Here is a 24,138-nt window from a genome sequence, read left to right on the forward strand (position 1 = left end):
CTGTATAAGGTGAGAAAATGAAAAAGTAAGGGGTAAAAGAAAATTAGAATTTGCAACTACAATATAAAAGAGTAGTTTAAATCTGGCTTTTGATTTCCGCCATCAATTCTTTTCCACCATTTTCAAGAACAACGTTTGCAAACTTTTCGCCGAAATTCTCAGGAGAACTGTACTCGAAGTTTTCATCTATGGCAATGCAGTTTTTACCATCTAAAGAGCAAAGTGCAGCTTTAAAACGGATCTGGTCGCCCATGATTTCTGCAAAAGCTCCAATAGGTGCTGTACAGCCTCCTTCCAGAGTGCTTAGGAAGTTTCTTTCAATTTCCACGCAGATCTGTGTAGGCTGATGGTTGATCTCGCGTACAATTTCATTGATCTCCGGTTTGTCAGAATGTCCTGCTACTGCAATGACTCCTTGAGAAGGAGCGGGGATCATTAATGGAAGCATCTCATAATCGATTTCCATTTTCATTCTTTTGATTCCTGCTAAAGAGAGAATTGTTGCATCAAAGTTCCCGTCTTCCAATTTTTGAAGTCTGGTTTGGATGTTTCCACGGATGTCAGAAAACTCTGTATGAGGATAATTTCTTAACCAAAAGGCTCTTCTTCTCAAACTGCTGGTTGCCAGTTTCAGTTCATGAAAATCTTTATTACGAGCGGATTCTTTTCTTATGAGAATATCCTGTGGATAATCTCTTTCCAGGTAAGCAATCATCTCAATATGATGAGGCAACTGTGTAGGAACATCTTTTAAAGAATGCACGGCAATATCAATCTCATCATTTAATAGAGCGATATCAAGGTCTCTTGTGAAAACTCCGGTAATACCCAAAGAATATAAGGGCTGATTAAGGTTCTTATCGCCAGAAGAAACGATAGGAACAATTTCCGTTAAATAATTGTTGTTCTGAAGGTGCCTCGCAACCTCTCTAGCCTGCCAAAGTGCAAGTGCGGAATTTCTCGTTCCGATTCTAATGCTTTTCATTGAATTCGTTGTTTGGTTGTTCAACTAATATTTCGTGCATTAATTTACTAATTTCTTCGGCTTTCAAGGGATTATCGATGATATATTTTGCAAAACGGTTGGTGATCTTCTGGATCATTTTCTCAGAAAGTTCCATGTCCGTGATGTTTATGTATTTATTCTTTTTATAAAAATTATGCATTTCATTGCGTTCCATATTCTTTAAAACCGCTTTGAAATGATGAATATTAGGGGCCAGCTTTCTTTTTTTCTCCCATTCAATGAAGTCTTTCATCAGTTCCTTAATGATTTTTTCAGCTTTTGGGATTTCTTTTTCCCGCTGTTGTATTGTTTCCTGGATCTGTTTAGAAAGTTCATCCACATCAATCAGCGTTACATTTTCATTTTCGGTAACATTCTTTTCAACATTATGAGGAATAGAAAGATCGATGATTAAGGTTTCTTTTCCGTTAGGGAAATGAGACTGGTTTACAATAGGATGTTTGGCTCCTGTTGCTACGATAAGAATATCAGTATTTTTTAATTCCTTGTCAAAATCAGAATAATCAACGTGGGGAATATTATATTTCTGGGAAATTTTTTCAGCTTTATCCTGAGTTCTATTGGCAATTTTGATTTTCGGCTGATAAACATGTTTTACCAGGTTTTCTACCGTATTCTGTCCAATTTCACCCACTCCCAAAAGAAGAATGTTCTTTTCGGCAATTCTCTTCTGGCTGTTGAGGATATAATGAACCGCAGCATAAGAAACAGAAGCAGCTCCATTGGAAATACCTGTTTCATTTTTAATCCTTTTTGAAATCTGAATAGCTGCGTTGATCGCTCTTTCCAGATAAGGATTAGAATTTTGTCTCTCTTTTTTAAAGCGGCTGTATGCTTTTTTGATCTGACCGATGATTTCAAAATCTCCAATAATCTGGCTCTCCAGGCCGGCAGCTACTCTGAAAAGATGAATTAAAGCTTCTTCTTTTGTCAGAATATTCGCAAACTGAAGGAAATCTGTAATATTAACTCCGATGGTTTTGCAATATTCTTCTGCCACTAAAAGATAATTGGGAGAAGTGGTATAAATTTCGGTCCTGTTACAAGTGGAAACCACAAATGCATCTCCAAGATCTTCCTGATGGACTCTTGAAACAAAGTTTTTGATGTTTTCATCAAAGAATGCAAATTTTCCTCTCGTTTCTACATCAGCTTTCTCGTAGCTTATGGAAAGCACGGCAAAATTAGATGTCTGATGAATGTTGGAATACTGTAACATAAGCAGTCGCAAATTTACGATTTTTTTAATTAATTCCCCTCTGATAGTGTATATGATAATTATCGTAAAAAACTATAAGAGAAAAGGAAAGGTTTAGACTATTAAGCAACAGAAGATAATGTGTAAAAGATTGAAAAAACAGGAGGACTAATGAATTGAATCTTTACTTTTTCTGAAACGAAATATTGTTTAATGGTTGATTGTCAGTTTTTTTGACATTGATAAAACGATTGTGATTATCTAAAAAAAAACAGCCTCATGTCTACTTATTTGCCTTCACCGTTACCTCTGATTTATTGGCCGTTTTACCCTTTTATAATTTTACTTTTTTATCTTTTCGGAGCTTCATTAATTTTAGTTGAACTCAAACTCTGTAAACATCTAAACTGAAAGTTAATAAAGAATTGTAAATTTTAATAAAACTTTAACCAAATTAAGTTGTTGGGAAATTTCTTTAGTAGGGTTAAATTTATATCTTTGTAAACTTAAAATCAGAAGAAAAATATGAGTTTATTTGATATGTTTACGCAAGAAATTGCGATAGACCTTGGAACTGCTAACACCCTTATCATCCATAATAATAAAATTGTTATAGATCAACCGTCAATTGTTGCGATTGAACGTTCTTCGGGTAAACCCATTGCAGTGGGCGAGCAGGCTAAACATATGCAAGGTAAAACTCACGAGGATATCAAAACAATTCGTCCATTGAAAGATGGTGTTATTGCTGATTTCCACGCTTCTGAACACATGATCAAAGAATTTATCAAAAAAATTCCTGGGATCAAAGGTAAATTCATTCAACCGGCATTACGTATCGTAATCTGTATTCCTTCTGGTATCACTGAAGTTGAAAAAAGAGCAGTAAGAGACTCTGCTCAGAAAGTAAACGCAAAAGAAGTACGATTAATCTATGAACCAATGGCTGCTGCAATTGGAGTAGGGATCGACGTACAGAAGCCTGAAGGTAACATGATCATCGATATAGGTGGTGGTACTACAGAAATTGCTGTGGTGGCTCTTGGAGGTATCGTATGTGATAAATCTGTGAAGATTGCCGGAGATGTATTTACAAACGATATTGCTTATTACTTAAGAACTCACCATAACCTTTACATCGGAGAAAGAACGGCTGAAAGAATCAAAATTGAAGTAGGTTCTGCAGTAGAAGATCTTGATGTAGACATCGAAGACATTCCGGTACAAGGTAGAGACCTTATCACAGGGAAGCCTAAAGAAATTATGGTTGGGTATAAAGAGATTGCACGTGCATTAGATAAATCGATCATCAGAATTGAAGATGCTGTAATGGAAACTCTTTCTCTTACTCCGCCGGAATTGGCAGCTGATATTTACAAAACAGGTATCTATCTTGCCGGAGGTGGTGCATTATTGAGAGGTCTTGCAGACAGAATCCACAAAAAGACTGGTCTTCCTGTATTTGTAGCTGAAGATCCGTTGAGAGCAGTTGTTCGTGGAACAGGTATTGCTCTTAAGAATATGGATAAATTCAATTTCTTAATAAAATAATTTTAACTTTTTACGACTATATATCTGAATGGGATTTTTGCTGAGATTATTTTCGAAGAACACTCTTTTCGTCTTCTTTATATTCCTGCAAATTATTGCTCTGGTTTTGATATTCTCCAGAAATGCCATGCAACAATCCTGGATTGCGGGCCAAACAGCTGCGTTTAATTCCTGGGTTTCCGGGTATATAGATGAAGGAGTTTCTTATCTGAAGCTAAAACAGATCAACGAAGATCTTGTTGTTCAGAATAAAGCCCTTATGACTGAACTTTACGGAAAAGACGGAGCTAAGAATCCTGTTTTCAGAAAAGTTCATGATACTATTGGTGGCGGGCAGATTTATACTTTTGTTGACGGAGAAATTGTTTTCAACAGTATCAACAGAAGAAATAACTATTTTACAATCAACCGCGGCCGAAGAGACGGTGTCTTTCCTCAGATGGGGGTAATGGCACCAAGAGGTATTGCGGGGATTGTTATCAACTCTACAGATAGTTACGCATTGGTTCAGTCGGTCTTAAGTGTTAATAAGATCAGAATTAATGCTGCACTTAAAAATTCAGGATACTTTGGTACTTTAACATGGAATGGTGATAACTCCCGAGTGATGCACCTTGCCGATATTCCTAAATATGTTGCGTTAAAAGTTGGAGATACTGTTGTAACAGACGGTAAATCCGCTATTTTCCCGAAAGGAGTAACAATTGGTACCATTGCCGGATATTCTGTAGATAATAAAACCGGCTTCTGGGATATCTCCGTAGAGCTGAGTGAAAAAATGGGAGCGTTGAATAAAGTGTTTGTAGTGAAGAATCTTAAGAAAGCCGAAGTGCAGAAGATTCAGGATACTATGCAGGCTGTAATAAAAAAAGAAAATGATTAGCAGGACTTTATTTACCGACATATTGATCATGATTTTTCTTGTGGCATTACAGATATTTGTTTTGAACAGGATTACGCTTTTTGGGAAATATACCCCGGTGTTATATCCCGTATTTGTTATGTTCTACCCATTCTTCAGAAATAAATTTCAGTTCCTGGCATTAAGCTTTCTTATTGGGTTATCTATTGACGGCTTCCTTAATTCATGGGGTATTAATGCATTTGCAACAACGTTGATTGCTTATTTCAGAACGTTGATTTTCAGGACTTCTACTGATACTTCTACAGACTTTTTCTCTTTTCAGTCCCTTCAATGGGCGCAGTTTTTGCTGTTTTTATTTTCAAGTATTTTTCTGCATCAGCTTTTAGTACAGTATATTGAGTTCTTTAAGTTCAGCAGATTTTTTGAAATATTATTTAATGTGTTGGTAACAAGTGTAATTTCCTTTATATTTATAGTCATCTACGCATTAATATTTAAAATCAAACAAAAAGTTTGAACACACGTTATTTAAAAATCTTTTCCATCCTTGTCACTATCGCCCTTATTTTTGTGGTGAGGCTTGCTTATTTACAATTATTTACAGACCGCTACGCTTTAAATGCTGCCAATACTTCCATTAAAACGGAGTATGTCATTCCACAGCGTGGAGTTATTTTTGACAGGAACGGAAAGATTATGGTAGGAAACCAACCTGCTTATGAGGTTTCTTTTACCCAGGCTTTGATGAAGCAGGATTTCGATACTCTTGGATTTTGCAGCTTGATGAAGATCAGTAAGAACGACTTTATCAACCGAATCAATTTTATTAAAAAAGAAAAATACTATTCCAAACTGACTCCGATGACTTTCTTAAAGGATCTGAGCAGGGAAGATATTGCAAGAGTTCAGGAAATTATCTTTAAGTATCCTGCCTTTAATATTGTACAGCGTCCTCAGCGTCAGTATGAAGTTTCAACATCCGGAAACCTTTTAGGGTATACAAGTGAGGTAAATGAAAAAGATATTAAAAAAGATTCTGTGTATTACTTACCGGGAGACTTTATCGGAAAAACGGGCGTTGAAAAATCCTATGAAAAAGAACTTCGTGGAATAAAAGGAATAAAATATATTCAAAAAGACATCAGACTTCGAAATATTGGCTCTTATAAAAATGGATCCCTAGATAGAGATGTCGTTACAGGGAAAGACATTACATTAACGATCGATTATGACCTCCAAAGAACTGCTGAAGAGATGTTGGTCAACAAGCACGGTGCAATTGTCGCTTTAGATCCTAATAATGGTGAAGTGTTAGTGGCAGCAACAGGACCGGATATTGATCCGAACCTTTTCACGGGAGCAAATAAATCGAGAAACCTATATGCGTTGTCAAAAGATACGCTTTACGAAAATAAGCCTACTTTCGACCGTTCTCTACAGGCTGGTTATCCTCCTGGATCTACTTTCAAACTGTTAACAGCTTTAGCTGCTATGCAGATGGGGGTAATGGATGAAAAAACAATTTTCCCTTGTGGTGGCGGATTTTTCTATAAAGGGAAAAGAATAAAAGGGCACGGTGGAGCAGATCCGCTTATTCCTTCTATCCAAGTTTCCAGTAACTGTTTTTTTACCTATGCTTTCATTGCTATTATCAAGAAATATCCGGGAAATCCTTCGAAAGGTGTTGATGAGTGGAAAAAAATCATGAGTAGCTTTGGAGTAGGAGAATTTTTGAACAATGACTTTGCTGTAGGAGCAAGAGGAAGAATTCCTTCTGGAGATTTTTATGAAAAAAGGTTTAAAGCCATCATGAAAGCCAGTGGTTCGCAAAGAACTGATTTCAAGAACTGGGATGAAATGTCAACAGGAGCCATTTATAACGGAATGGGGCAAGGAGATGTTTTGGTAACCCCAATTCAGCTGGCCAATTATGTGGGAGCTATTGCCAATAAAGGATGGTACTATACCCCTCATATCGTAAAAGCTATTGATGGAAAACCAAATCCAGATCCAAGGTTTAAAATTAAACATCAGACTTTAGTAGATCCCAAACATTTTGAACCTGTTTTAAAAGGGATGGAAGCTGTAGTTCTAAGAGGAACTGCAAGAGGGTTGAAATCTAATGATTTTACTCAGTTAGCCAAAACGGGTACCGCACAGGTTCCACAAGGAAAAGATAACTCTATTTTTGTACTCATTGCGCCGGCAGATAAACCAAAGATTGTTGTCGTTGCAGTAATGGAACATGCAGGATTTGGAGCAACATGGGCAGGTCCTGCTTGTACGGTGATTGCTGAAAAATATATCACTGGTGATTTAAAAAGAGAAAATCTCTATAAAAAAATGATAGGGGCAAGCTTTATGCCTGAATATAAAAGACAGTGGATTGCAGATCTTAAACGTAAAGGTTTATATAAAGATCCTAAACCTGATTCTATCAAACAAAAAAGAATAAAAGACAGTCTGGAGTTGATAAAACAACAAAAGGCCAGGCTACAAAAGAAAATAGAGGAAGAATCCAAAAATAATAACACTGCTAAAAAACCTGTGAAGCAATGAAATGGACTGAAGGAATAGACAAACTGGGCCTAGGGCTGTATTTCCTGCTTTGCATTTTTGCGATTGCAAATATCTACAGTGTAGACCAGAAACTGGGTGAAAAACAATTCATGTTTTTTGGGATCTCTCTATTCGTAGGACTTATCATCTTCTTTAGCCGAAGTAAGTTCTTTGAAAACATGGCCGGGATCATTTACATTGGTGGTGTACTTCTATTGATAGGACTTTTCCCATTCGGGAAAGAGATCCTCGGACAGAAAAACTGGTACAAGTTTGGAAGCTTTACCATGCAGCCGGTAGAATTTGCAAAAATAGGAACCGCTCTTATGCTCTCCAATTATGTTTCCGGGCCGGACTTTAATCTGAAAAACAGAAAATCTCTCTGGACTACCTTAGCCATCGTAGGTATTCCCGCAGCAGTAGTTTTGGCTATTCCTGATGTGGGATCAATGCTTGTATTTATTGCATTTTTCATTGCGCTATATAGAGAAGGGTTGAGTGGTCTTCTGTTTGGGATAGGATTTATTTTTGCCGGAGTATTCCTGATTGCATTAGCCGTTCCGCCAGTCTACGTTGCTGTTGCCGTTTTATTGATTGCAGGAGTATTTATTGCCATGAACTATCATAGAATGTCCTGGGATGTTATTTCTATTTCGGGAATTGCTGGATCTGTGCTTTTGCTGTGTGGACTTGCTTTCGGTTCTCCTTACATTTTAGAAAAACTGCCAAAACACCAGAGAGAAAGAATTGAGGTTCTTTATAAAGGTGAAAAGGCATTTAGAGATACTTCGGGATACAACTTATTATATTCTAAAACAGCCATTGGCTCAGGTGGTCTTTTGGGGAAAGGATACCGCGAAGGATCTGTTACCCAAGGGAAATTTGTACCGGAGCAGGAAACCGATTATATTTTCTGTACAGTAGGAGAGGAATGGGGCTTTTTAGGAAGTGCAATTCTGATCTTATGCTATATGGTATACATCGGTAGAATTTACTATCTGGCAGAGAAGCAGAAATCTACCTTTAACCGAGTATTCGGATACTGTTTTGCATCTATTCTGTTAATGCACTTTTCAATCAATTTAGGGATGGTTATGGGGCTTTTCCCTACAGTAGGGATTCCTTTGCCATACTTCAGTTACGGAGGAAGTTCACTACTTGCCTTTTCCATGATGACGTTTATATTCTTTAAGCTTAATTATTCCGATAAGAATAGCTTGGTGTAAGCTTATCGCGTTATTCGATCTTGATTTCATAAACCAAAACGAACCTAACCTGTTATCTACAGGAAATAATTTCCTATTTTTTCAAAGTATAATCATAGTCTGAGATAAAGAATTTTTATCATGTTCAATGAATATGAATTGAATTTCCTGTTTGTATACTAATTTTAAACCTTATCGATCAGTATAAAATTATTAGTATTCATAGAGGGCTGTAATACGTATATTTGTGTAAAATTATTTAACCATGAAAAAAATACTCTTATCCTTTAACGTAATCTTGTCTTTGAGTCTATTTGGGATCAGTTGTAATTGTACCTAATACTGAGGACTATAATCAAAATGGTATTGTTTATAGCAACTCTTTATTTTTAGGGAAAAATTATAAATTAAAAAAGTTTGATGGGCAAATAATCACGGACATCCCGAATCCTTCATACAACAGTGTTTTAATGAATGGAACATTAGCTGGAAATATGGTGATTTATGATAATAAGCTTTGTTATAATTATAAAAATGGAAGTGCTATAGATAATGATTATATAGTTACTTATGACGGTAATTCGCAGAATGCATTTTTAAAGCCGATATCTCAGCCATCGATTAGGATTGGAGATAATGGAGATGCTGATGAGCCGGTAATAAATGAAGGAAAATTATTTTTACGCGGATCCTATTTTCCGGGTATTAAATTGTTAGCTTTTTTATATGTTTTTGATGGACAAAATCTGACAATGATAAAAAACTTCGGAAGTAATGTTTCAGGTGAAGTGAAATTGGGAAATTGGGCTGTCTCTAATAATAATCAACTTTATCTTGGATATCTTGATGGTTTTTTAAATCAATTAATTAAATTTAATGGTACCGATTATACTTCTTTAACAAATAGTTCCAAGGAATATTTAGGTGGAGTAATCAGCTCAGGGTCTGATTTAAATTTTTATTATAATAGCATAGGGGTAGGATATGGTTTAGGAATCTATACTCCTTCAACAAGTGCGCTATCTTTACTTCCTGTTACGCAATCCAAAGTTTTAAATAGAAAAAGGCTTATTATTCTTAATTCAAAAACTTACGGTATTGCCTACGATAATGATTTGTTATATAGGCAATTAACTATTTTTGAAGGTGCTGGTTTTCAAAAAATAAATAACTTGACAAGCAGCGATCGGGGACCAATTACAAATGTTACTCCCTTTAATGGGGATTTATATTTTGGCTATGAGAGCACAAATAATAAAATTCAACTTGGTAAATATGCTGGGACTAATATTTCTTTAGTTCCCAATCCATCAGTATCTGATAAGGGAATTGGACGAAAACTAATTGAATTTGGTGGAAAATTGTTTTTTACCTATACAATCAATACCATCAATTATTTAGCAATGTATGACGGTCAGAATTTGACGGTCCTTCCTAATCCTGATAATGGAGAAGGTGTGATTGATAAGAAATTTGTTGTCTATGGAAATGATCTTTATTTTCCTTATAAAGATGCCGCAGGAAAAATTAATCTGGCAAAATATGGCACTACATTTCTGAACACAAAAGAAGTTAATAAGAAAAATACAACGATCTCAATATTTAAAGAAGGTAATGGATTTTCAGCGTTATCAAAAATAAAAGAAATCAGTAAAATAGAAATTCTTGATATTTCTGGAAGACAAATAAATAATATTGATGTGAATGCCACTAAATATTATTTTGAAATGAACACTGCAGGTGTTTTTATCATTAAAGTGACTTTAAAAGGTGGCAGGATTTTCACACAAAAGATTAGAAATTAAGATATATAGACCTCCGTTTTGGGTGACCAAATCATTATTATTCGATCATTATTTAATAAACTAAAGCTTACATACATTTGTTTTCTTTAGAAAGTAATTGTCTATGTTTCTCGAAGTACATTAAGGCGCTAATACAAAGAATTTATAATGTTCAATGAAGATGAATTGGATAACATGTTTATATAATAGTTTTGATAAAAAGGTTGTAATATGTATATTTAAACAAAATTATTTAACTATGAAAAAAACACTCTTATCCTTTAACTTAATATTGTCTTTAAGCCTGTTCGGACAATCAGTTGTAATCGTTCCAAATACTGAAAATTATGGACAAAATGGAATTGTTTATAATAACTCTTTATTTTTTTCTAAAAACAGTAAACTTGCAAAATTTGATGGCGTTTCTGTAATTGGATTACCAGAACCATCTTATAGTAATCAACCAATTAATGGACTGTTGAGAGGAAGTATGGTTATTTATAATAATAAGCTTTGTTATAATTATGATTATAAAGCAAGTGGATCTATGAATGAGTACTTAAATAAAGATTATATAGTTACTTACGATGGATCAGAACAAAAAGCGTTTTTAAATCCAGAATCAGTTTATGAATTCGGAGGAATTTACATAGGTGGAACAGGAAGCGAAAGTGAACCTGTTTTATATAATAATAAACTGGTGTTTCGAGGAACATATTATAATGGCTTGACTTCTCATTTATATACTTTTGATGGGCAAAATATTTTAAAAATTAATAATATAAATAATAATAATATGCCTGGAGCTGTTTTAAAATTAGGAAATCAGGCAACTATATATAATAATGAACTTTATTTCGGATATAAAGACAATAACATGTTTTTTGATGGAATAGGTAAATTTGATGGAACAACAATACAGACTGTAACAAATAGCTCACAAGAATATTTAGGAGGTCTTGTAAATCTAGATACAAAAATGTATTGCTATTTACATGGAGTAGGATATGGGCTTGGTCTATATGGAGGGAATACTTTTTCATCTCTTCCGATTGCTCAAGCTAGATTTCCTAGTACAATTAAACCCTTGGTTTTTAATTCTAAAATTTATTTTACTACTAGTATTTATGTAGGAACGGAGTTTAAGAATAAATTGGTCATTTTTGATGGTACAAATTTTCAAATTGTGAATAATATTAATGCTGTTGATAATGGACCATCAGGCCCTGTAATAAATTTTGCAAATGATATTTATTTTAAATACGCCATTAGTAGTGGAAATTATCAATTAGCAAAATATTCTGGAACAAGTATTTCTTTAATATCTAATGTAATAAGTTCTAATTCTGGAGTAAATGACGCTTTCATAGAATTTAATAATGCTCTTTTTTGTACTTATAGAATTGGAGGGAGTAATAAATTAGTAAAATATGATGGAACAAATCTTACAGTTTTACCAAACCCAGACAATGGTGAAGGGGTACAAGAAAACTTTGTGGTTTATGGAAATGATCTTTATTTCCCATATAAAAATGAAGCAGGAACGGTTGTACTTGCTAAGTATGGGAGTACAGTTTTGAGTACCGTGGAGAACAGCAAAAATGAAAATATTTCCATATATAAAGATAACAAAGGCTTTTCAGTAGTTTCAAAAAGCAAAAAAATTAATAAAATTGAAATTGTTGATGCTTCCGGAAGATTGATTTATGATACAAAAGTTGGTAATGAAAAATATTATTTCGAGATCGAAGCAAAAGGCGTTTTCATCTTTAAGGCTGTTTTAAATGATGGTAAAGTTTTCACACAAAAAATTAGAAATTAAAATAGGCTGATAGTAGATTTAATAATGAAACAATCATATATCCCAGATCAGAATTTTGAAAACACGGACTTATCTCAATTGGAAAAAGGCGAATATGAAAACTGTACCTTCAGAAACTGTAATTTTGAATATGGTGACTTATCAGGGTTTAGTTTTTCAGACTGCGAATTTATGGGGTGTAACCTCAGCATGGCAAAACTTGTGAAAACAGCCTTTCATGATGTGGTTTTTAAAGAATGTAAACTTTTGGGGCTTCAGTTTAATGACTGTAATGCCTTTGGTCTTTCATTCAGATTTGAAGATAGTATTCTGAATAACTCCTTATTCTATGAGACTTCTGTTAAGAAAACCATTTTCAAAAATTCTAAACTGATAGAAGTGGATTTTACGGAATGCGACTTGTCCAATGCTGTTTTTAGTAACTGTGATCTGTCAGGAGCTGTTTTCGATAATTCAAACCTTGAAAAGGCAGACTTCAGGACATCTTTCCACTATTCAATAGATCCTGCCATAAACAGGCTGAAAAAGGCCAAATTTTCCTTGTCCGAAATCTATGGCCTGTTGTATAAGTTCGATATAGAAATTGATAAAAACAGCTGATCTCTCTGGCAATATAATGATCATGTGTAAAAATACTGATATTGAATCAATAGGAGCGGGTTTTAACCCGCTTTTTCTTTAAAGATATATTCCCATTGGTTTCAGCCGAAACTTAATCCAAATAACACATATAAAAAAGCCATCAGATGTCTGATGGCTTCATTATTTAAATCAATTATTTATAAAATTAAAAATTTGCTGGTGTAGCTGGAGTGATCGCTGCTAAGTTATTATAAGCTTCTCCTTCTGCGTTAATCATTCTTTTTGCAAATCTGAACTTAGGTCCCCAATAAGAATCATTCAGCGAAGAAATCATTACTCCTTTTGATGTTGCTGCGTGGATAAATCTGATCTCACCCTCTTCACTAACACTTTCTACAATACCTACGTGAGAAATTCTTCTTCCATGTGAAAAGAAAATTACATCTCCTTTCTGTAAATCTCCTCTTTCAACACTTTCTCCTTCCTGAGCCTGAGAAGCTGCTACTCTTGGTAAGCTAAGACCTGCTGCTGCTCCAAATACAGAAAGAACGAAAGCTGAACAATCTATACCGTTTCTTGTCGTTCCTCCATATCTGTAAGGAGTTCCTAGGTATGTTTCAGCTTCTGTAAGGATACCGTCGATGGTTTTATTATGTTTGATTGCTTTAGCAATCTCAGAATTCTTAATAGCTTTTTTAGCATTTGCTATAGACGCCGCTTTTTCAGCTAAGAAAGAGTCAATAAGCTTCTGCTTATCCTGCTCCATCTTTTTGTTATCTATAGAAGCTAGTTTGGCATCTGTTTTGTATTCTTTTGTGTAAGTTGCTGGTTTTGAAACTACATAATTTGTAGCACACGATTGCATTGACACTGTAGTAACTATAGCAACTAAATAAAACAAAACTCTTTTCTTCATATATATTTGATTAACCGTGTTAAAAAGGGATATTTATTTTCAAAAGCATTACAAAAGTAGAGATTCCCATTAAAAGACCCTTGTTATGATAATTATCAGGATCTTATTTTAACACATTTTAACATATTGTTTACATATGTTAAAGAAAAATAAACCGCAACAGCCTATTTTTGGCATGTGTGCGGTTTTTTTTATTAAGAGTCTTTAACAAAATTATTTCCATTTATCCTGATTCTGGATGTTTTTAAAATTTCCTCATCAGGAAATGGAATTATAATTTTTGTTAATAATTATTTGATTGTGAGCTTATTTAGGGGTCTTCACAGCGATATTCTGTCCGTCACGAATTTCCTCCGTTGCATTCTTAACGATTATATCTTTTGGAGACACTTGTCCGATGATAGTTGTCGTTTCTCCATTGCCAATTCCTGCGGTTACAGGAACCCAGTGAGCTTTATTTTTTTCCACTTTAATGACAAAAATTCCCAAAGTAGAATTCAATACAGCAGTGCTTGGAACGGACAGTGATTTGTTGTTTTCGCTTAAAGGAAGAATCACATTCGCCACCATTCCCGGCAGAAGTCTTTTGTCTTTATTGTAAACATCCATTTCTACCCACTGAGAGCGAAGTTTGTTGTCTAAAGCTCCGGCGAATCTCGCTATTTTAGCATTAAAAGTTTCTCCGGGAATAGATTGAATGGAGAACTTAATATCTCCGTTTTTATTGAGTAATCCGGTGTAAGATTCAGGTACGTTCACTACCAAACGTAATCTGTCCTGCTGTACAAGGCTGAACATTGGCAGATCCGAGCCTTTGCCTGAAGGTCCTACATAAGCTCCCGCACTTACATTTCTGGTTGCAATATTACCACTAAACGGAGCTTTGATCTGAAGATAATTTTTAACGTCCGCCACTTCATGAAAAGATGCTCTTGCAGCTTCCAGTTGCGCCATATCAGATTTCTGTGCTGCCAAAGCCTGTTCCAGATCAAGAGCGGAAATGGTTCCCGGAGTTTTGCTGGTTTCTTTTAAACGGTCGTATTTTGCTTTACTGGCAATGTATAATGCTTCTTTTGCTTTTAAGGCGGATGAAGCAGCGCTTTGCTGAGAATTGATCTCAGGAGCTTCCAGAGTAGCCAATAATTGGCCCGCTTTTACCTCATTTCCAACATCCACATACAGTTTTTTAACAAAGCTGCTGACTTTAGCATATACATCCACTTTCTGATAAGGTTGCAATTCCCCGGGAATAGCTGTTGATGAAGAAAAATCTTCCTGTTTTGGATTTACCGTTTCAATTTCCGGAGATGAAGGCTCGGGAGATTTTTTTGCTTCCTTTTTCTCCTCGTGTCCGCAGCTTTGTAAACTGAAAATCAGGACTGCCGGAATTAGATATTTATATAATCGATTCATATTTTATTATTAATAGTAGGTTATTTATTTAACAATTTCAGGCATGAAATGAATGCTTTCTTCATCTTCAGGATCAAGAGATACACTTTGGGTAGTTGCTTTTCCTTGTCCCCATGCAAAGGCTAAAGGAAGAATGAAGAGAGCGGCAAATGTAGACGCTACAAGACCACCAATAACGGCTCTTCCTAATGGGGAAACCTGATCTCCTGCTTCTCCCAGCCCAAGTGCCATTGGAACCATTCCCACAACCATGGCCAATGCAGTCATTACAATAGGTCTTAACCTCAGCGCTGCGGCTTCTCTTGCAGATAAAAGTGCGTTCCCATTATGTTTTCTTAACTGCTCTGCATTGGTAATTAATAATACCGCATTGGAAATAGAAACCCCTACAGACATGATGATTCCCATATAAGATTGAAGGTTAAGTGTTGATCCACTGATGATCAGTAACGCTAAAGATCCTACTAAAACGGCGGGTGCAGTCACCAATACAACACCAGAAACTGTAAAAGACTGGAAGTTGGCCGCAAGCATCAGGAAGATTACAACAATAGCAATAATCAGGCTGCTCTGCAAACTGCTTAACGTTTCATTTAAGGTCTGGCTTAAACCGATCATTTGGATATTAAGACCTCTCGGAAGCTCACCAATATTATCAATTACTTTCTGTACATCTTTCGAAGCGGTTCCTAAGTCGGTATGATTAAGGTTGGCTGTAACCGTAAGCGTTGGCATAGCTCCAAGGTTATCCGTTTCACCATAGGTAAAGCTGTTTTTAATTGTGGCCACATCACCAAGATTGGGTCTGTTAGAATTTTTCTGTAACGGAATTCCGGCAATTTCTTCTTTGCTGTTCATTTTATTTTCAGGAATCTGAACCTGTACGTTGTAGCTGTATCCTGCTTTTTCATCGGTCCAGATATTCTTTTCAGTGAATCGGGAAGATGACGTGGAAGCAACTAATGAACGGGAGACATCAGACATGTCAATACCCAATTGAGCAGCGCGAACACGGTCAACATTGATGTCCAGCGCAGGATATTTTATAGATTGCCCAATCTGAACATCTCTCAGATATGGAATTTTCTTAAGTTGCTCTTCAATTTTTTTAGCATACGCCTCATTGAGGCTTTTATCTCTTCCTGATAATCTTACTTCGATAGGAGTCGGAGAGCCCTGGCTAAGAATTTTTTCTGTCAGTTCAATAGGTTCGAAGGATAACTTCATATCAGGATTAATGCTTTTTGCCTTTTCTCTGATTTTATCCTTCAGGTCATCCATATTGGTGTGATATTCTTCATTTAATCCCACCTGTAAAACAGTTTCATGAGATCCTGCCATCCAAAGATAGATAGGGCTTACGGAGAAAAGAGTAGGGTGGGTTCCAACATATGCGGAGGTGATTGAAACATTATCTTTTCCAACGATTTCTTTTATCCCATCTAATAATTTCAGAGTCTGAAGTTCTGTTTTTTCAATTCTGGTACCATCCGGAATACGCATTCTTACCTGGAACTGGCTTCCGTTTACTTGTGGCAGAACGTCTCGTCCGATACTGTTTAAAAATAATGCAACCATTCCCATCATCAGTAAGATATAACCAGTCACTAATATTTTTCGATACGGCATAATTCTATCCAAAAATTTAAGATATCGGAATCTTATCTTTTCAAACAGGCTTACTTTTCCGTCACGGTTGCTGTCTTCATTTTGAAGAAGAATCTCTTTTTGGCTCCAGGTGTCATTTTCGTCACTTAATCCTGCTGCCTGCAATTCTTCAGAGTCTGTAAGAGTATGACCGTCTTTTGCTTTATGATGCTTTACTTTCATGATCCAGTTGGCCATTACCGGAACGAAGGTTTGGGCAAGGAAATAAGAAACGATCATACTGAATCCAATAGCCAAAGCAAGAGGAAGGAACAGTGATCCTGGAATTCCTCCCATTGTAAATGCGGGAGCAAAAACGGCCAAAATACAGAATAAAATTAAGAGTTTAGGAAACGCAATTTCCTTACAGGCATCCCAGACGGCAAGAGATTTTGGTTTTCCCATGTCCAGATGCTGATGTATATTTTCTATGGTAACGGTACTTTCATCCACCAGAATTCCGATGGCGAGAGCAAGTCCGCTTAAGGTCATAATATTGATCGTCTGTCCAAATAAATTTAAAAAGAGAACGGCAGAAATAATAGAGGTCGGGATGGTGAGAATAACAATTAAGGCTCCCCTGATATCTCCGAGGAATAAAATTACCATCAACCCGGTGAGTATGGCTCCAATAGTTCCCTCACTTAATAAACTCTTAACAGAATTGATAACATAGGTAGATTGATCAAACTCAAAACTGACTTTTACATCATCCGGAAGGTTAGACTGAATCTGTGGCAACTGTTTTTTCAAATTCTGAACAACGTCCCAGGTAGAAGCATCGGCACTTTTGGCAATACTCAGATAAACGGAGCGTCGCCCATTGACCAAAGCATATCCTGACGTCATATCTGCACCGTCTGTAACCGTGGCGACATCTCTCAGATAAAGATTCTGAACACTACCTTTGTATAAAGGAATGTTCCCAAAATCTTTTACATTTTTAATCATCGTATTCGTCGGAGTAATGTAGTATTTATCTCCGATTCTTACGTTTCCGGAAGGAGCTGTTTGGTTGTTCAGACGTAATGCTTCCACAAGCTGATCCGGGGTCATATTATGTTGTCGCAGAAGATCTGGATTAGCATTAATAACCACGGTACGGATATTTCCTCCAAAAGGTGGAGAAGAAACAATCCCCGGAATAGAGGTGAAGGTTGAACGTACGTATACGTTGGCGAGATCAAGTAATTCGTTGTTTGATCTTTTATCACTGCTTAGAACGAGCTGCCCAACTGGAAGGGTAGAAGCGTCGAAACGGATAATAAACGGTGGATTGGAGCCGGGCGGGAAGGCGGCCTGAATTCTGGTAGAAAACGAGTTCAATTCTGCTGCGGCCTGAGCCATGTCGGTTCCGGGATAGAAATTAATTTTCATTAAAGTCAGTCCCTGAATGTTTTTGGTTTCAATACTTTTAATCCCGTTCACAAAGAGGAAAATATTGATGTATTGTTTAGCGAAAAATGCTTCCATCTGTTGCGGAGTATATCCGCTGAAAGGGTGAGAAACATAGATCACGGGTAAATCCAGTTTAGGAAAAATATCGACCTTAATGGAGTTTACAGACCGTAATCCGAAGAAAAACAGACCGGCAACAATCACTAAAATCGTAATAGGTTTTCTTAATGCAAATCTTATTAGGTTCATTGAGATAATGTTGATGATAATTGATACTAATCTTAGAGCTCGTTTTCAAATACAGAAAAATCACCCAATGCGGCCGCTTTTAACAATAAAGCATTCCATACATTGCTTACAGCGATATCTCTGTCGGTTTCGGCCCTTACTAACGCATAAATGGCTTGAGATAAATCAATGAGATCAGTTAAGCCATTTTTATAGAGAACAGATCTTTGAATGTAAGCATCAGTAGCCGATTTCAGCTGAATAGGAACCTGATCATAAACGGTAATGGCATTTTTCCATTTGTTATCGGATAGATTCAATTGAGCTTTTAGCTGTTGTTCTGCCAGATCATACTCATGTTGCAAACCTTGGCTTACATAATCCTGAGCGCTTATTTCCTTTGATAATCTGTATGTTTGAGTAAAATTCCATGAAACACCAAGTCCTACCAGGTAATTGCTTCTTGTAGGATGAACTCCGTCCCAATAAGAGGTAGAGTAATCATTTTGATTCTGGGCATAGCTGTTCCCGAATCCCGAACCTCTCGTCTGGAAAATTCCTACCATTGAAAATGACGGGTAATATTGGGTTTTCAGAAACTGTTTTTCCTGTTCACTTACATTGATCCTGCTTTTATATAAAGCTAATAAAGGGTGGCTGTCCAAAGAAGAACTTTTCTCGGAAGGAAATTCATCAGGAATCCTTTTTAATAAAGTGCTGTCCAATACAAATTCCTGAGCGGGAATCCCTAGTAATTGGGCAAGTTTGTTTTCCTGTTCCTGCTCATTGTCTTTTGCTTTGGTGTAAGTAATCATGGCATTAGCATAGTCTGCTTTTGCAAGGGATAAATCCACACCGGGAACAATTCCGTTTCGTTCTTTTACCTCAACAATTCGTCTGATGGTATCGGTTCTCCCCAGGTTTCGGGCGTAGGAAAGCTTTAATTTGTTGGCAGCTAAGACATTCAGATAAGCGGCTGCAACTTTCACCTTGTGCTGGAAGATTTCATCAGATAAATCTTTAGTATCTCTCTGATTTTTAGATTCTGCCACTTTTACTCTTTGTTTGGCTTTTCCAAAAGAGAAAAATTCCCAGTTGACATTCGCCAGATACAGTGCTCCGAAAGAAGCATTCCAATTCTGATCAGGAAGAGGAAGCCCGGATGAGGCTACTCCATATCCTCCGAAACCATACAGAGGACCATTTTGTCCGTTGACGGTTCCGTAATCCTGTTGGAGGCTGATGTTAAGATTAGGCAGGTATTGCCGTTTTGCCAGTTCTATGGATTCTTTCGATGATAAACGATAAGACTCCTTGGCTTTGATAGATCCGTAGTTTTGAACGGCTGTTTCCAGCGCAGACTGAAGTGTGAGAACTTGCTGTGCTTTCGTAGTGTTGACAAAAAAAACGGATAATAATGCGAGGATAAAAACTCTTGAAAGCATCTAACGTATTTTTCTTTTTTCAAAGTAAAAAATACATTTTGAAGCAAATTTGAAGTTATAAAAATAATTTAAAAATCAATTATTTAGCAAAATTTACCATCTGTTCTACGGGTTCAAATAGGGTTGCGTTTTCGGCAGATATCTTGTCGCAGAGGGTAGGTTCATGCATTTTGGTATTGTCGAAATAGATGGTAATGCTGTGCCATCCGTCTGTAAAATCATAATGTACAGAGAAATCATTGACTTCACAGATCTGTTTTACAATAGAAAGGCCGAGCCCGATACTTTCCTGCGACTGATTGTTTTTCTTAAATCTTTTGAAAAGTTCCTGAGTTGGAACATGAGGGGGTAATCCCGTATTGTTGATCTGAAAGTAACTGTGGGTTAAATTGATTTCAATTTTCCCGCCTTCCAAATTGTGTCGAATGGCATTGGACAGAAGATTGCTCAAAAGAATTTCGGCTAATGTGGGATGTATTTTTACATATACACTCTTTTCACAAGTTCTGTTTAAGGTAATATTCTTCAGGGCGAGGTGGTCGGCATACATACACAATGCTTCTCTCTCTACGCGGCAGAATTTTAGCTCATCGTTAGTGGGAAATTCATTATTGTTCAGTTTGGTAAGAAGAATTAAGGAACGGTTGATCCTGCTTAGCTTATCAATGGAATTTTGAATATCGGTTAACAAAATTGCCTGATTTTCGTTGATCTCTGTTTCAGCTAATAGTTCTATTTTGCTTTGAATAATGGCTAAAGGAGTTTGAACTTCATGGGAAGCATTCTCTGAGAATTCTTTAACAGAAGCGTAGTCTTCTAACGCTTTGTCTGTCATTGTTTTCAGAAATTCGTTTAATTTTTTGAATTCCTTGGTGCTGGTTTGTAAAAGCTGCAAACGTTCCTTTTTCTGAATACTGAATTGCTGAAGTTCATTGATGGCGTGATGAAAAGGTTTTAAGATGAATTTTGATAAAATTCTTGCGGTAAATAAAACAATACTTGTAATTAGAAGTACTTTCCAGACAAAAGCCACCAGCATTCCGTCAATAATCTGATGGCTGGCCGTAATATAGCCGTATGATGATATCTTATAGGTTTTATTGTTAACCTTTGCGTAGGAATTGACCAGAATTTTACATTCATTCTTGGATACTCCTTTGTCTTGTAGGCAGGTATGGAAAATCTCCGGTTGTGAGGGGATCTTTTTGCCAGTAAATAAACTTATGGAAATAGGTAAACCCTGAGATGTTTTTGTAGGGACTTCTCCTTTTTCTATTTGATTGATAACGTAGTTGTTAACGTTTTTAAGTCGTTCAGTCTCAAAACTGTCAATACGTTTTTTTATACTGCTGTACGAAATGTACATACTTATAGGGGTCACAAGCAATACGATGGCAATAAACCAGACTGATATTTTATTCAATAAATTCATGAACCATTATATTTTAAAGCATTAAACTTATATCCCAATCCGTAGATGGTTTCGATATAATCGTTTCCCTGGGCAGCACCGATTTTTTTTCTCAGATTTTTGACGTGCTGATACACGAAATCAAAATTAGCTAAATTGTCCGTATAATCACCCCAAAGATGATTGGCGATCGATTGCTTGGATAATACACGGTTTTTATTTACGAGGAAGTACAGCAGTAATTCAAACTCTTTTTGAGTCACTTCTAGTCGGCTGTTGCTGATAACTACTTCGTAAGTGTCTGTATTTAATACTATTTCGTTGAATTTAACTTCGTTGTAACCCTCCATTTTCTTTCGGCGGTAAACGGCCCTTAGTCTGGCATGTAGCTCAGGAAGGTGGAAAGGTTTCGTGATATAGTCGTCAGCTCCTTTTTCCAGCCCGTTAATTTTATCGTCTAGCGCATTTTTTGCAGAAATAATGAGAATCCCGCTGCTGATTTTTTCGGTTTTGATGTAATTCAGAATATTCAATCCGTTTCCGTCCGGCAACATGATATCAAGTAAAATACAATCATAAGAATTGAAGGTAAGGCGTTCCAGCGCTTCATTATAATTGTAAGCACATTCGCAGATATAGTTCTCGCCTTCAAGGTAAAATTCCATACTTTGAGCAAGTTCCTTGTTGTCTTCTATGATCAGGATTTTCATAATTGACGCAAAATTATAATTAAATTCTGTACCAATTTTGAAGTTGTTGAAGTCTTTGTCTATAAGTGTTTTAAGCTAAAATCTTTTAAGTCTTCTAAAAACCATCGAAACGAAAAAATTCCCCAGTTTTCCGGGGAATTTAAACTAATATGGAACTTTACAGATGTTATTTAGTAAACAACATTTCTCTGTATTTTGTCATTGGCCAAAGCTCATCATCTACCATCATTTCCAAAGCATCTGATGCCTCTCTGATATTGTCGAATAGTGGTTTTACCTTGTTGCAGTACTCTTCTGCCTGTTTTTGGCTATCCGATACACCTTTTGCCTCTTCTCTTGCTTTCAGAAGATCTTCTACACCAAGTTTGATTTTAGAAACGTTTTCAGAAATATTTGTAATTAAACTCATTTGCTCTTTTGCCAATGGTTTGAATTCTTTATCTCCGAAGATGTCTTTAAGACCCTTTACGTTTTCAATTAATCTGTTCTGATAGTTTAAAGCAGAAGGAATAATGTGGTTTCTTGCAATATCGCTTAACACTCTTGCCTCAATATCAATAACCGTAGAATATTTTTCTAACTTTATTTCGTTTCTTGCTTCTACTTCTCTGTGGTTGAAAATTCCCATCTCTTCATAAAGATCTAAGAATTTTTTATCCATTTCCTGCTTTAATGCTTCCGGCGTTGTTTTAAGGTTGTTCAATCCTCTTTTCTCGGCTTCTTTAGCCCAGTCGTCAGAATATCCGTCCCCTTCAAACATAATACTCTTCGATTGTTTGATGTATTCTCTCAATACATTAAAGATCGCTTCATCTTTCTTCAATCCTCCTTCGATAAGAGCATCTACTTCTTTTTTGAAGTCATTAAGCTGTTTTGCAGCAATGGTGTTCATAACCGTCATAGATTCTGCACAGTTTGCAGAAGAACCTACGGCTCTGATCTCAAATTTATTTCCTGTGAATGCAAATGGAGAAGTTCTGTTTCTGTCTGTGTTGTCTAACAGGATTTCAGGAATTTTTCCAACTACATTTAATTTTAATTCTGTTTTTTCTTCCGGAGATAATTTTCCGTTGGTTACTTTTTCAAGCTCTTCCAAAACGCTGAACAACTGGCTTCCGATGAATACGGAGATAATTGCCGGTGGTGCTTCATTCGCTCCCAATCTGTGGTCATTGCTTGCAGAAGCAATACTTGCTCTTAATAGATCTGCATACTCATGAACCGCTTTAATGGTGTTCACAAAGAAGGTAAGGAACTGTAAGTTTTTCTTTGGATTTTTTCCAGGGCTTAAAAGGTTTTCACCGGTATCAGTTGCTAAAGACCAGTTGTTATGTTTTCCACTTCCGTTTACCCCTGCAAAAGGTTTTTCGTGGAAAAGGATATGGAAGTGGTGCTTGTGAGCTACTCTTGCCATGATATCCATCAATAAAGAGTTATGGTCTACAGCGACGTTTACCTCTTCAAACATTGGAGCAAGCTCAAACTGGTTAGGAGCAACCTCGTTGTGTCTTGTTGTTGCAGGGATACCCAATTTCATACACTCAATTTCCAACTCTTTCATGAAGTTCATTACTCTTGTAGGAATAGAACCGAAATAATGATCATCCAACTGTTGTCCTTTTGCCGGAGAGTGTCCTAATAAGGTCTTACCTGTTAATACAAGGTCCGGACGAGATTGGTATAATGCTGAATCTACAAGGAAATATTCCTGCTCCCAACCCAAAGTAGGCGTTACTTTCGTTACGTTTTTGTCAAAATACTGCATTACATTGGTTGCAGCTTCATCCACCGCGTTCAAAGCTCTTAAAAGAGGTGCTTTATAATCTAACGTTTCTCCGGTATAAGAAATAAAGATAGAAGGAATACAAAGTGTAGTTCCCATGATAAATGCCGGAGAAGTAGGGTCCCAAGCTGTATATCCTCTTGCTTCAAATGTGTTTCTGATTCCTCCGTTCGGGAAAGATGATGCATCAGGTTCCTGTTGGATCAGCATGTTTCCGCTGAATCTTTCAATCGCTCTTCCTCCTTCAATGGGAGTAAAAAAAGAATCGTGCTTTTCTGCAGTGGTTCCTGTCAAAGGCTGAAACCAGTGAGTGTAGTGTGTTACACCTTTGCTCATTGCCCAGTCTTTCATTGCTACCGCTACCTGGTCTGCGATGTGTCTTTGGATTTTAGTTCCTTTTTTTATCGCATCCATTATAGAACCGAATGCTTCTTTTGTTAAATATTCTCTCATCGTTTCTTCAGAGAAAACATTTTTGCAGAACAGTTCAGATAATTTTGCAGGGATTTCAACAGAGTTGTCTTTTCTGAAATCCTTAAATGGTAGGGTTTCTAATGCTTTGAATCTTAAGGTTGACATATTTGGGTGATTTTT

17 protein-coding genes are annotated in these 24,138 nt (G+C 36.4%); 8 read left to right on the top strand and 9 right to left on the bottom strand.

Features of this window, described 5'->3' with window-relative positions; translation table 11 throughout:
• Positions 1-76: 76 nt before the first annotated feature.
• Both hemC and hemA read right to left on the bottom strand, forming a co-directional pair.
• Positions 77-985, bottom strand: coding sequence for a hydroxymethylbilane synthase (gene hemC / locus ACQ76T_RS14725; RefSeq protein WP_431344054.1), 909 nt, complete (start codon positions 983-985; stop codon positions 77-79).
• Positions 972-2,246, bottom strand: a complete 1,275-nt coding sequence (gene hemA / locus ACQ76T_RS14730) for a glutamyl-tRNA reductase (RefSeq protein ID WP_431344055.1) — start codon at positions 2,244-2,246, stop codon at positions 972-974. The genes hemC and hemA overlap by 14 nt, the downstream gene beginning before the upstream one ends.
• Before the next feature lie 504 nt (positions 2,247-2,750).
• Here hemA and ACQ76T_RS14735 point away from each other — a divergent pair.
• The 8 genes from ACQ76T_RS14735 to ACQ76T_RS14770 all read left to right on the top strand — a co-directional run bounded on the left by ACQ76T_RS14735 (position 2,751) and on the right by ACQ76T_RS14770 (position 12,611).
• Positions 2,751-3,776: a rod shape-determining protein gene (locus ACQ76T_RS14735; protein WP_002982450.1), complete on the top strand. Its 1,026-nt coding sequence runs from the start codon at positions 2,751-2,753 to the stop codon at positions 3,774-3,776.
• Positions 3,777-3,804: 28 nt separating this feature from the next.
• Positions 3,805-4,659 carry a rod shape-determining protein MreC gene (gene mreC, locus ACQ76T_RS14740; RefSeq protein WP_431344056.1) on the top strand — a complete coding sequence of 285 codons (855 nt, stop codon included), beginning with the start codon at positions 3,805-3,807 and terminating at the stop codon, positions 4,657-4,659.
• Entirely contained in the window at positions 4,652-5,158 is a 507-nt protein-coding gene (locus tag ACQ76T_RS14745) for a rod shape-determining protein MreD (RefSeq protein WP_431344057.1), read from the top strand. Before mreC ends, ACQ76T_RS14745 begins: the two co-directional genes overlap by 8 nt.
• Positions 5,155-7,200 carry a penicillin-binding transpeptidase domain-containing protein gene (locus tag ACQ76T_RS14750; RefSeq protein WP_431344058.1) on the top strand — a complete coding sequence of 682 codons (2,046 nt, stop codon included), beginning with the start codon at positions 5,155-5,157 and terminating at the stop codon, positions 7,198-7,200. The genes ACQ76T_RS14745 and ACQ76T_RS14750 overlap by 4 nt, the downstream gene beginning before the upstream one ends.
• Positions 7,197-8,426: a rod shape-determining protein RodA gene (rodA, locus tag ACQ76T_RS14755; RefSeq protein ID WP_431344059.1), complete on the top strand. Its 1,230-nt coding sequence runs from the start codon at positions 7,197-7,199 to the stop codon at positions 8,424-8,426. The genes ACQ76T_RS14750 and rodA overlap by 4 nt, the downstream gene beginning before the upstream one ends.
• A 449-nt stretch (positions 8,427-8,875) precedes the next feature.
• Positions 8,876-10,210: a hypothetical protein gene (locus tag ACQ76T_RS14760; protein ID WP_431344060.1), complete on the top strand. Its 1,335-nt coding sequence runs from the start codon at positions 8,876-8,878 to the stop codon at positions 10,208-10,210.
• Positions 10,211-10,448: 238 nt separating this feature from the next.
• Complete coding sequence (locus ACQ76T_RS14765; protein WP_431344061.1) at positions 10,449-12,011, top strand: hypothetical protein; 1,563 nt, start codon at positions 10,449-10,451, stop codon at positions 12,009-12,011.
• A gap of 24 nt (positions 12,012-12,035) precedes the next feature.
• Positions 12,036-12,611 (top strand): pentapeptide repeat-containing protein, encoded by a 576-nt coding sequence (locus ACQ76T_RS14770; protein WP_431344062.1) that lies wholly within the window; start codon positions 12,036-12,038, stop codon positions 12,609-12,611.
• 187 nt (positions 12,612-12,798) lie between these two features.
• Here ACQ76T_RS14770 and ACQ76T_RS14775 read toward each other — a convergent pair whose 3' ends face one another.
• The 7 genes from ACQ76T_RS14775 to ACQ76T_RS14805 form a co-directional block, all read right to left on the bottom strand.
• Positions 12,799-13,509 (bottom strand): C40 family peptidase, encoded by a 711-nt coding sequence (locus tag ACQ76T_RS14775; protein WP_431344063.1) that lies wholly within the window; start codon positions 13,507-13,509, stop codon positions 12,799-12,801.
• Positions 13,510-13,815: 306 nt separating this feature from the next.
• Entirely contained in the window at positions 13,816-14,922 is a 1,107-nt protein-coding gene (locus ACQ76T_RS14780) for an efflux RND transporter periplasmic adaptor subunit (protein ID WP_431344064.1), read from the bottom strand.
• Between the two features lie 24 nt (positions 14,923-14,946).
• Positions 14,947-18,216, bottom strand: coding sequence for an efflux RND transporter permease subunit (locus tag ACQ76T_RS14785; RefSeq protein WP_431344065.1), 3,270 nt, complete (start codon positions 18,214-18,216; stop codon positions 14,947-14,949).
• A 32-nt stretch (positions 18,217-18,248) separates the two neighbouring features.
• Entirely contained in the window at positions 18,249-19,640 is a 1,392-nt protein-coding gene (locus ACQ76T_RS14790; RefSeq protein WP_431344066.1) for a TolC family protein, read from the bottom strand.
• Positions 19,641-19,719: 79 nt separating this feature from the next.
• A complete protein-coding gene (locus ACQ76T_RS14795; protein ID WP_431344067.1) occupies positions 19,720-21,072 on the bottom strand; it encodes a sensor histidine kinase in 1,353 nt (450 codons plus the stop codon).
• Complete coding sequence (locus tag ACQ76T_RS14800) at positions 21,069-21,761, bottom strand: response regulator transcription factor (RefSeq protein ID WP_431344068.1); 693 nt, start codon at positions 21,759-21,761, stop codon at positions 21,069-21,071. Before ACQ76T_RS14800 ends, ACQ76T_RS14795 begins: the two co-directional genes overlap by 4 nt.
• A gap of 166 nt (positions 21,762-21,927) precedes the next feature.
• Positions 21,928-24,123 carry a glutamine synthetase III gene (locus tag ACQ76T_RS14805; protein WP_431344069.1) on the bottom strand — a complete coding sequence of 732 codons (2,196 nt, stop codon included), beginning with the start codon at positions 24,121-24,123 and terminating at the stop codon, positions 21,928-21,930.
• Between the last annotated feature and the right edge of the window lie 15 nt (positions 24,124-24,138).

Source organism: Chryseobacterium sp. JK1, assembly GCF_050632815.1.
Lineage (GTDB): Bacteria > Bacteroidota > Bacteroidia > Flavobacteriales > Weeksellaceae > Chryseobacterium.

What these genes read in the sequence shown, in the direction of transcription:
- hemC (WP_431344054.1), bottom strand. Translation starts at nt 985, where the DNA reads ATGAAAAGCATTAGAATCGGAACGAGAAATTCCGCACTTGCACTTTGG.
- hemA (WP_431344055.1), bottom strand. Translation starts at nt 2,246, where the DNA reads ATGTTACAGTATTCCAACATTCATCAGACATCTAATTTTGCCGTGCTT.
- ACQ76T_RS14735 (WP_002982450.1), top strand. Translation starts at nt 2,751, where the DNA reads ATGAGTTTATTTGATATGTTTACGCAAGAAATTGCGATAGACCTTGGA.
- mreC (WP_431344056.1), top strand. Translation starts at nt 3,805, where the DNA reads ATGGGATTTTTGCTGAGATTATTTTCGAAGAACACTCTTTTCGTCTTC.
- ACQ76T_RS14745 (WP_431344057.1), top strand. Translation starts at nt 4,652, where the DNA reads ATGATTAGCAGGACTTTATTTACCGACATATTGATCATGATTTTTCTT.
- rodA (WP_431344059.1), top strand. Translation starts at nt 7,197, where the DNA reads ATGAAATGGACTGAAGGAATAGACAAACTGGGCCTAGGGCTGTATTTC.
- ACQ76T_RS14760 (WP_431344060.1), top strand. Translation starts at nt 8,876, where the DNA reads ATGAATGGAACATTAGCTGGAAATATGGTGATTTATGATAATAAGCTT.
- ACQ76T_RS14765 (WP_431344061.1), top strand. Translation starts at nt 10,449, where the DNA reads ATGAAAAAAACACTCTTATCCTTTAACTTAATATTGTCTTTAAGCCTG.
- ACQ76T_RS14770 (WP_431344062.1), top strand. Translation starts at nt 12,036, where the DNA reads ATGAAACAATCATATATCCCAGATCAGAATTTTGAAAACACGGACTTA.
- ACQ76T_RS14775 (WP_431344063.1), bottom strand. Translation starts at nt 13,509, where the DNA reads ATGAAGAAAAGAGTTTTGTTTTATTTAGTTGCTATAGTTACTACAGTG.
- ACQ76T_RS14780 (WP_431344064.1), bottom strand. Translation starts at nt 14,922, where the DNA reads ATGAATCGATTATATAAATATCTAATTCCGGCAGTCCTGATTTTCAGT.
- ACQ76T_RS14785 (WP_431344065.1), bottom strand. Translation starts at nt 18,216, where the DNA reads ATGAACCTAATAAGATTTGCATTAAGAAAACCTATTACGATTTTAGTG.
- ACQ76T_RS14790 (WP_431344066.1), bottom strand. Translation starts at nt 19,640, where the DNA reads ATGCTTTCAAGAGTTTTTATCCTCGCATTATTATCCGTTTTTTTTGTC.
- ACQ76T_RS14795 (WP_431344067.1), bottom strand. Translation starts at nt 21,072, where the DNA reads ATGAATTTATTGAATAAAATATCAGTCTGGTTTATTGCCATCGTATTG.
- ACQ76T_RS14800 (WP_431344068.1), bottom strand. Translation starts at nt 21,761, where the DNA reads ATGAAAATCCTGATCATAGAAGACAACAAGGAACTTGCTCAAAGTATG.
- ACQ76T_RS14805 (WP_431344069.1), bottom strand. Translation starts at nt 24,123, where the DNA reads ATGTCAACCTTAAGATTCAAAGCATTAGAAACCCTACCATTTAAGGAT.